The organism is Plantibacter sp. LMC-P-059a, from assembly GCF_030209505.1.
GTDB lineage: Bacteria > Actinomycetota > Actinomycetes > Actinomycetales > Microbacteriaceae > Plantibacter.
The window spans coordinates 805,447-813,194 of record NZ_JARVRZ010000002.1; the positions used below are offsets into that span (position 1 = coordinate 805,447).

9 protein-coding genes are annotated in these 7,748 nt (G+C 71.0%); 2 read left to right on the forward strand and 7 right to left on the reverse strand.

The window, feature by feature from the left end; translation table 11 throughout:
- Positions 1–4 precede the first annotated feature (4 nt).
- The 5 genes from QRN27_RS07325 to QRN27_RS07345 all read right to left on the reverse strand — a co-directional run bounded on the left by QRN27_RS07325 (position 5) and on the right by QRN27_RS07345 (position 4,836).
- A complete protein-coding gene (locus QRN27_RS07325) occupies positions 5–667 on the reverse strand; it encodes a response regulator (RefSeq protein ID WP_285041380.1) in 663 nt (220 codons plus the stop codon).
- A complete protein-coding gene (locus tag QRN27_RS07330; RefSeq protein ID WP_285041382.1) occupies positions 664–1,935 on the reverse strand; it encodes a sensor histidine kinase in 1,272 nt (423 codons plus the stop codon). Before QRN27_RS07330 ends, QRN27_RS07325 begins: the two co-directional genes overlap by 4 nt.
- A gap of 68 nt (positions 1,936–2,003) precedes the next feature.
- Positions 2,004–3,248: a serine hydrolase domain-containing protein gene (locus tag QRN27_RS07335; RefSeq protein ID WP_285041384.1), complete on the reverse strand. Its 1,245-nt coding sequence runs from the start codon at positions 3,246–3,248 to the stop codon at positions 2,004–2,006.
- 14 nt (positions 3,249–3,262) lie between these two features.
- Positions 3,263–4,087, reverse strand: coding sequence for a hypothetical protein (locus QRN27_RS07340; RefSeq protein WP_285041386.1), 825 nt, complete (start codon positions 4,085–4,087; stop codon positions 3,263–3,265).
- Positions 4,087–4,836: an ABC transporter ATP-binding protein gene (locus QRN27_RS07345; protein WP_285041387.1), complete on the reverse strand. Its 750-nt coding sequence runs from the start codon at positions 4,834–4,836 to the stop codon at positions 4,087–4,089. The genes QRN27_RS07340 and QRN27_RS07345 overlap by 1 nt, the downstream gene beginning before the upstream one ends.
- Before the next feature lie 99 nt (positions 4,837–4,935).
- Here QRN27_RS07345 and QRN27_RS07350 point away from each other — a divergent pair, with 99 nt between their 5' ends.
- Entirely contained in the window at positions 4,936–5,460 is a 525-nt protein-coding gene (locus tag QRN27_RS07350; RefSeq protein ID WP_285041388.1) for a hypothetical protein, read from the forward strand.
- A gap of 91 nt (positions 5,461–5,551) precedes the next feature.
- A complete protein-coding gene (locus QRN27_RS07355) occupies positions 5,552–6,274 on the forward strand; it encodes an HAD family hydrolase (protein ID WP_285041389.1) in 723 nt (240 codons plus the stop codon).
- A 7-nt stretch (positions 6,275–6,281) separates the two neighbouring features.
- Here QRN27_RS07355 and QRN27_RS07360 read toward each other — a convergent pair whose 3' ends face one another.
- Positions 6,282–6,725, reverse strand: coding sequence for a BLUF domain-containing protein (locus QRN27_RS07360; RefSeq protein ID WP_285041390.1), 444 nt, complete (start codon positions 6,723–6,725; stop codon positions 6,282–6,284).
- Between the two features lie 307 nt (positions 6,726–7,032).
- The coding region (locus tag QRN27_RS07365; protein ID WP_285041391.1) for an HNH endonuclease signature motif containing protein at positions 7,033–7,748 on the reverse strand (716 nt) is incomplete at its 5' end.

A 7,748-nucleotide genomic window follows, 5' to 3' on the forward strand; every position in this document is an offset into this window, starting at 1 on the left:
GCCCTCACCGCGGGTCGACGAGCCCCGCGCGGATGCCCCACAGCACGGCCTGGAGGCGGTCGCGCGCGCCGGTCTTCTGCAGCAGACCGGCCAGGTGGTACTTCACCGTGGTGGGTTCGACGAAGAGCCGGTCCGCGATCTCCGCGTTGGACAGACCCTCGGCCAACAGGTGGAGGACGTCGAACTCGCGGTCGGTGAGCGGTGAGTCGGCCGGAGCCGTCGCAGTCGGCGCGGTCGTGCTGCGGCGCTCGGAGAACTCGCGCAGGATGCGCCGGGTGAGGCGTTGGTCGAGCGTGCCCTCCCCCGCTGCGACGGACCGGATCGCGGCGAGCAAGGTCGCCTCGTCCGCGCCCTTCAGCAGGAAGCCCGCCGCCCCGGCCTCGAGCGCGGCGAAGACGTCCGCGTCGACGTCGAACGTGGTGAGGATGAGGACGTCGACGTCGAGGTCCGGGTCGGCCGTGATCGTGCGGGTCGCCGCGATCCCGTCCGTGCCCGGCATCCGGATGTCCATGCAGATCAGGTCCGGACGCAGCTCCTTCGCCAACCGCACCGCGTCGGCGCCGTCGATCGCTTCGCCCACCACCTCGATGTCGGGCTCGGCACCGAGGATCACCGAGAGGCCGGCGCGCACGACGGCCTGGTCGTCGGCGATGAGGAGGCGGATCATGCATCACTCCGGGGTTGGTCGGGGCGGTCCTGGTCGGGGCGGTGTTCGTCGGGGATGGTCAGGCGGTTGCGCCACCCGCCGCCGTCCGTCGGCGCCGAGGTCAATCGCGCTCCGATGAGCTCGGCCCGCTCGCGCATGCCCCACAGGCCGTACCCGTCACGGGACGGAGCCGCAGGCCGCTGCGACGACGGGGCGTTCGTCACGGTGAGCTCGATCGCGTCCGCCTCGAACCGCACCACGACGTGCGCGGTGGCTCCGGGCGCGTGCCGGGCGGCGTTCGCCAGCGACTCCTGGACGGTCCGGTACGCGGCCGTCTCCGCGAGCGGCCCCAGCACGCGAGGCTCGCCGGTCACGGTGTACGCGACGTGTTGCCCCCGTGACCGCGCCGCCTCGACGAGTTCCGGGATCGCCGCGATCGTCGGGATGGTCGCCGGCCCGAGGGTCGATCCGTCGCCGCTGCCCTGGGCGTCCGCGTCGTCGCTGCGCAGCAGGCCGACCGTCCGCCGGAGGTCGACGAGGGTGGTGCGGGCGTCGGACTGCACCGTCTGGAGCATCGCTCGGGCACGTTCCGGGTCGCGCTCCATCAGCGCGGTCGCCGCCTGTGCACTGACGATGATCCCCGACAGGTGGTGCCCGGCGATGTCGTGCAGTTCTCGGGCGAGGGCGGTGCGTTCCGAGCGGAGGTCGTTGAGCGCGCTGATCCGGCGCTCGTTCTCCGCCATGCGCGCCTGGTCCTCGATCGCCGACAGCAACCGCTCGCGACCCCGGGTGTACTCGGCGACGCCGGCCGGGAGCACGTACTGCAGCACGATGCGCGCGACGGCTGCGAACACGAGGATGAGTGGCTGCTCAGACGACCCGAACACCATGGCGATGCCGCCGACGACCGTCGTGGCCGCCGCGCCGGTGACCAGCGCGGTCATCACCGTCCGACGTTCCTCGTGACGGGCGAGCGCATAGGTGGCGAGGATGACGCCGAACGAGCCGATCCCGAGTTCGCCTCCACTGGATCCGAGGACCACGAGGTCGAGGAGGACCGTCACGCCGAACACCGCGACGGGGTGCCGACGCCGGAAGAGCAGAGCGACGGCCTGGAGCACGACCAGCCCCGCGTGCACCCACGGCGACACCTGTCCCGGCACGGCGTGCAGCTCATCGACCCACGGGACGACCCCGAGGTACCCCACCGCACCGGCGAGGACCAGGACCGGCGGGAGCGCCGAGCGTAGCCGGGCCACGACAGGTGCGGGCCGTGCGGACGAGGTCATGGGTCGAGTCAACCACGCCGAGCGCCGACCCCGGCGGGGGTCGACGCTCGGCTGCCTGTGGGAGACGGTCATCGCTCGCAGAGGCTCGCGTCGAGGGCGTCGACGACGATCCGGTACTGCTCCATCAGTCGCTCGGTGTCGTCGGGCGAGACGACCGCCCACGGCAGCGACGTGACGGCGATGGTGACGGCGGTGCCGTCGGGACCGACCGCGTTGCGCGTCTGGGTTCCGGGGATGTCGCCGCCGTGACCCCAGGCCACGCCGCCGCAGCTCAGCGGGTAGCTCTGGAGGCCGAGACCGTAGCCCGCCCCTGGCCACAGCTCGTCGCCAGCTGGAACCGTGGTCTGCATCTCGGCGAGGGTCTCCTCGTTCAGGAGTTCCCCGTCGAGCAGCGCCTTCATGAAGACGTTGAGCTCGCGCGGCGTCGAGACGAGCGCACCCGCGGACCAGGCGAACGAGGTGTCGAGGGCGGTGAAGTCCACGAGCTCGCCGGCGGTCTTCGCGTGGTACCCCTTGGGGTGTTCGCCGCGCAGCTCGCGCTCGCCCGGCGCCGGGAAGTAGGTGTGCTCGAGGTCGAGCGGCTTGACGATGCGCTCGTCGATCTGCTGGCCGAGCGCCCGGTCGGTGACGTGCTCGATCATGAGCCCCAGCACGAGGTAGTTCGTATTGCTGTACGCCCACCGCTCCCCCGGCGCGAACACGGCCGGCTTCGCGAGGGCGATGTCGAGCATGTCTCGGGGCGAGGTGTAGCGCTCCTGCGCGGCGAACGCGTCGGCGGCGATCTGATCGGCGTACTCGGGGAGCCCGGCGGTGTGCTGGAGCAGCTGCCGGACGGTGATGCGGGTACCGTCGATCCCGTCGCCGGTGATGAGCCCCGGGAGGTAGGTGTCGATCGGGGCGTCGAGCGCGACCTTCCCCTCCTCGACCAGCTGGAGGACGACGGTCGAGACGAACATCTTCGTGTTGCTCGCGATCCGCACCTCGCCGTCGACCTGGGCGGGCTCGTCGGTCGCGAGGTCACCGATGCCGGCCGCGACGTCGGTCGACGAGCCGTCGGGTCCGATCACCGAGGCGAGCGCCGCAGGGTAGCCGGCGTCGACGAGCGACTGCATCCGGTCCTGCAGCGGGCCGGACTCGGAGCCGGGCCCGGCGGTCTGCTCCGTGGCACTGGTGCAGGCGCTGAGGGAGACGGTCCCGGCGAGGAGCGCAGCGGCGGCCGAGACGGCGATGAGGGTGCGGTGACGGTGCTGGGTCTGGTGCTGCGTCTTGGGCGGGGTCTGCGTCTGGTTCTCGGTCTGGTTCTGGTCGTTCATGTGGGTGGGTCCTTTCAGATGTCGCGACGCGAGAGCGCAGCGGATGCGGCCGCGGTCAGGGCGGCGGTGAGGGTGACGAGGGCGATGATGACGACGGACGGTCCGAGCCCGGCCGCGCCGCCGTGGATGACGCCCTGAGCCAGGGCGACGGGCAGGAACTGGGTCCAGACCGGCAGCACCCCGCCCGTGACGAGCTGGATGATGGAGACGACGACCGGTTCGAGGATGAGGATCGCGATCATCGTCAGGACGCCGGCCAGTTGCGTGCGGACGATCAGTCCGATCGCGAGGCCGATGACGGCTAGGGCGGCGACCGCGAGGATGCCGAGCCCGAACCGTGCTGCGAGGTCCGCGAACCCCAGGACGAACGGCGTCCCGGTCGTGGCCAGGGTGATCACGAGCGTGACGAGGCTGACGAGGGCGAGGACGACACCGAGTGCGGCACCGATCAGGGCGACCGCTCCCGCCTTCGCGGCGACGATACGGAACCGCTTCGGCGAGGCGAGGGCTGCACCGACGATGCCGCCGTAGCGGTCGTCGCTCGTGCCGGCGAGGACGCCGAGCAGGGTGATCGCGAGGAGCGCGACACCGATGGAGCCGTTGCCCATCGACGCGCCGAGGGGGTTGAGCGCGTCGAGTTGGACGGCGCGAGACGCGAGGTCCAGGACGGGGAAGTCGCTCCCGAGGGCGTCGAGCCCCGGCCCGACGTCGCCGTCGGCGAGGGCGGGCATGAGGGTGACGAAGGCGAGCTGGGTGACGATCAGTCCGACGACGGCCACCAGGGCGGTGACCTTCGTGGCGGTCGTGGTGACGAGCCCGAGGAGTTCGGCGCGGAACATCAGCACACCTCCCCGTGCTCGGCGAGCTGGGCGGTGCCGGTGACCTGGAGGTAGTAGGCCTCGAGGTCGCCTCCCGTCGCAGCGAGGATCTCGCTCATCGACGACTGGGCCAGGACACGCCCGTCGGCGATGATGACCACGTCGTCCGCGATGTCCTGCACGTCGGAGAGGAGGTGCGACGACAGCAGTACCGTCCCGCCAGCGTCGGCGAAGGTGCGGAGGCGGTGTCGCAGCCATTGCATCCCGGCGGGGTCGAGGCCGTTGGAGGGCTCGTCGAGGATGAGCACCGAGGGGTTGCCGAGGAGGGCCGCGGCGATGGCGATGCGCTGGCGCATGCCGAGCGAGTACCCGCCGGCGGGGCGGTCGGCGTCGCGACTCATCCCCACCTCGGTGAGGACCGCGTCAATCCGGGTGGTGTCGGCTCCGATGCGCGCTGCGGCGATGCGGAGGTGCTGCCGCCCGGTGCGGGCCGGGTGGAGTCCGCCCGCGTCGAGTACGGCTCCAACGGAGCGCGCCGGCTGGTCCAGCTCGCGATACGGCCGGCCGAGGATGAGGCTCTCCCCGGCATCGGCGCGGGCGAGGCCGAGCAGCAGTCTGATGGTGGTGGTCTTCCCGGCGCCGTTCGGGCCGAGGAGTCCGACGACCCGACCAGGGTCGACGGTGAAGGAGACGTCGTCGACGCGGGGGCGGCCATGGAAGGTCTTCCGGAGCCCGCGCGCCTCGATCGGATGAGGGTGTGTCGTGTTCATGCCTTCAGCCTCGGCGCTGGCGACGTCCGGCACCCCCGCCCGACGTCCAGTCCACGCCTGGCCGAATGGACAGTCGTCATCGGCCTCTAGGCTGCTGGCATGGATGCTCCCACTCGTCGCTTCGCCCTGCGTGGGGCCGTCTTCGCGGTCGCGCTGAGCTGTCTGCTGTCCGGATGCGCGCCATCGCCGTCGCCGGACCGCACGACCGCGCCATCCGCATCGACGTCGGATGCAGCCACCCGCTCGGGCACCGGTGAGATCCGGCACGACCTCGGCCCGCTCACCGAGCGGTTCCCGCAACTCGAAGGGGCGACGGACGCGACCTGGATGTCGGGGACCCTCGGCGACGACCGCGTACCCGGGCCCAGCACGTACTGGATCGACGCCGTCGTCACCCTCGACGAGGCGAGCTACGCCGCGGTGCGCGCGCAGGCGGGGTCGACGGAACTCGATGAGGACGCCCAGCTCCCCGAGCTCGATCCCGGTCTCGACGACGTGCTGCCGAGCGGGCCGTTCGTGCGCGCGCAGGCCATCGACGACGCGTTCTCCGTGGACGGGCGCTCGACGGTCGTGGTCCTCGACGACGCGACCCGGACCGTGATCCTGACGAGCCGGTTCCAGTAGCGGGCGGCCTGGGTCAGGTCGGCACGATCGCATGTTCTCCGTCTGATCGCCACCGCTTCACAGCACGGATGTGGAGGAGTTGACTGGACGCATGTCCGACACCACTGAGACCACCGACACCAACGTCCCCGACAACACCGACGACCGCATCGCGGTGCTCTTCGACATCGACGGCACGCTCGTCGATTCGAACTACCTGCACGTCGACGCGTGGGATCGTGCGTTCGCCGATGCCGGCAGACCTGTCGACGCGTGGCGGATCCACCGGTCGATCGGGAAGGACGGCGGTGAGCTCCTCGAGTCCCTGCTGGACGGTTCCGAGGAGGTCGAGCAGTACGGCGAGCGGGCGAAGGAGCTGCACAGCGAGTACTACCTGCAGAACACGTCCCGGCTGCGGGTGATCAGCGGCGCGCGCGAGCTCCTCGGCGAGCTGGCTGAGCGCGGGATCGCGGTCGTCCTGGCGACCTCGGCGCCGGAGAACGAGCTGGAGATCCTGCGGGAGCTGCTCGACGTCGACGAGGCGGTCTTCGCCGCGACGTCGTCCGGTGATGTCGAGACGGCGAAGCCGGAACCCGACATCGTCGAGGTCGCGCTCGACCGCGCAGGGGTGCCTGCCTCACGGGCCGTCATGGTTGGCGACGCCGTGTGGGACATCGAGGCGGCCGCTCGGGCCGGTGTCGAATGCATCGGTGTGCGCAGCGGTGGGTTCGGCGAGCAGGAACTGCGTGACGCGGGTGCAGTCGCGGTCTACAGTGACGTCGCCGAGTTGCTCGCGAACCTCGAGGACAGCCCGATCGGCAAGCTCGCGCGCTGAGCGGAGCTCAGCTCCGCGTGGCGCGACGACGGAACCAGCGGGCGAGTTCCTGCAACGCCCGCATGGTGGCAGTCGGGTCGTCGCGGTCGAGGTCGTCGAAGGTGTCGCGGTAGCCGTCGACGTCTGGGGCGGAGCCGGTGTCGGCGCGTTCGAAGCCCATGGTCCAGTCGGCGAACTGGCGTTCGCGGATGGGCTCCTCGAACATGACGCGGATGCCGGTGTGGCGGGGGTCGGTGGTGAGGGTGTCCATGAGCCCGCGGACGGCGGCCTCCGGTCCTTCGAGGACCTGCAGGAACCGACCGTCGCGGTAGATGAGCATGCCGGTGAGATGTGCGCGGGCGTTGTTCTCGCGGCTGGTGGCGAGCAGGGCGGTGAGGTCCTCGTCGTTGAACGGCTGTGTCGCCGTGCTCGCGTACACGAGTGACAGCATCTGGTCTTCGTCGGTGCCCACCGTTGGAGCCTACCCGGCGGGGTGCGGAGGCGGTCCGGAAGCGCGTCCGGTGAACCTCCTCCGGTCACTGAGCTGCGCCGCACTGAGCCTGTCGAAGTGTCGAAGTGCCCACGAGCAACCCTTCGACAGGCTTCGGGGGCCAGAGCGTTCCGGACACAACTTCCCGGTCACTGAGCCTGTCGAAGTGCGCACGAGGAACCCTTCGACAAGCGCAGGGACCGAAGCGTTCTGGACACAACTTCCCGGTCACTGAGCCTGTCGAAGTGCGCACGAGCAACCCTTCGACAAGCTCAGGGACCAGCGGGGGTTAGAACGGCGCGGGATCCGGCTCGGTTCGGTGACGCTTCCCGTCGGGTGTCGTCCAGCCCAGCACGCCACCGGGCCCGTGGTCGAGGTCCCAGCCGGGGAGGTGCTTCATCCGATGGTGATGGCGACAGAGGCACGCGAGATTCCCGACGTCCGTTGTCCCGCCGTCCTCCCAGGCAACCGAGTGATCGAGGTCACAGGCCCTGGCTCGGCGCCCGCAGCCGGGTGCCCGACACGTGCCGTCCCGGAGGCGCACCGCGCGTTGCAGATCGGCCGGAACCCGGTACTGCTTCCGCCCGACGGAGAGCACGGCGCCCGTTTCCGGCTGGACCAGGATCCGGGTCATGCTCGGCGCGTTCACCGCGAGCCGGGCGGCCGTCTCCGGGTCGATCGGCCCGTACCCGTCGAGGGTGGCCGGGGCGTCGGTGACACCGGCCAGGCTGAGCGCCGGGACCGTGATCTGGACCGTGGGCTTGATGTGCTCCTGGACCTCGATCGGGTGCGGCAGCACCGGGCTCGACATCACGTCTTCCGGGGTCACACCCGTCAGCGCGAGGGCTGCGATGGCATCCGCCTGCAGCTGCGCGCAGGTACGGGTGTCGCCGGCGGCCCGCGACTCCGCGGCCGCTGCTTCGACCCGTTCGACGATGCCCTGCGCGATGGGTGCCGTGGTGAACAGGTGCACCCACGCCATGCCGTCCGCGGCGGGCTCGAACT

Bases quoted from the DNA above. Each gene is read 5' to 3' on its own strand.
- QRN27_RS07330 (WP_285041382.1), bottom strand. From the start codon at position 1,935: ATGACCTCGTCCGCACGGCCCGCACCTGTCGTGGCCCGGCTACGCTCG.
- QRN27_RS07325 (WP_285041380.1), bottom strand. From the start codon at position 667: ATGATCCGCCTCCTCATCGCCGACGACCAGGCCGTCGTGCGCGCCGGC.
- QRN27_RS07345 (WP_285041387.1), bottom strand. From the start codon at position 4,836: ATGAACACGACACACCCTCATCCGATCGAGGCGCGCGGGCTCCGGAAG.
- QRN27_RS07335 (WP_285041384.1), bottom strand. From the start codon at position 3,248: ATGAACGACCAGAACCAGACCGAGAACCAGACGCAGACCCCGCCCAAG.
- QRN27_RS07340 (WP_285041386.1), bottom strand. From the start codon at position 4,087: ATGTTCCGCGCCGAACTCCTCGGGCTCGTCACCACGACCGCCACGAAG.
- QRN27_RS07350 (WP_285041388.1), top strand. From the start codon at position 4,936: ATGGATGCTCCCACTCGTCGCTTCGCCCTGCGTGGGGCCGTCTTCGCG.
- QRN27_RS07355 (WP_285041389.1), top strand. From the start codon at position 5,552: ATGTCCGACACCACTGAGACCACCGACACCAACGTCCCCGACAACACC.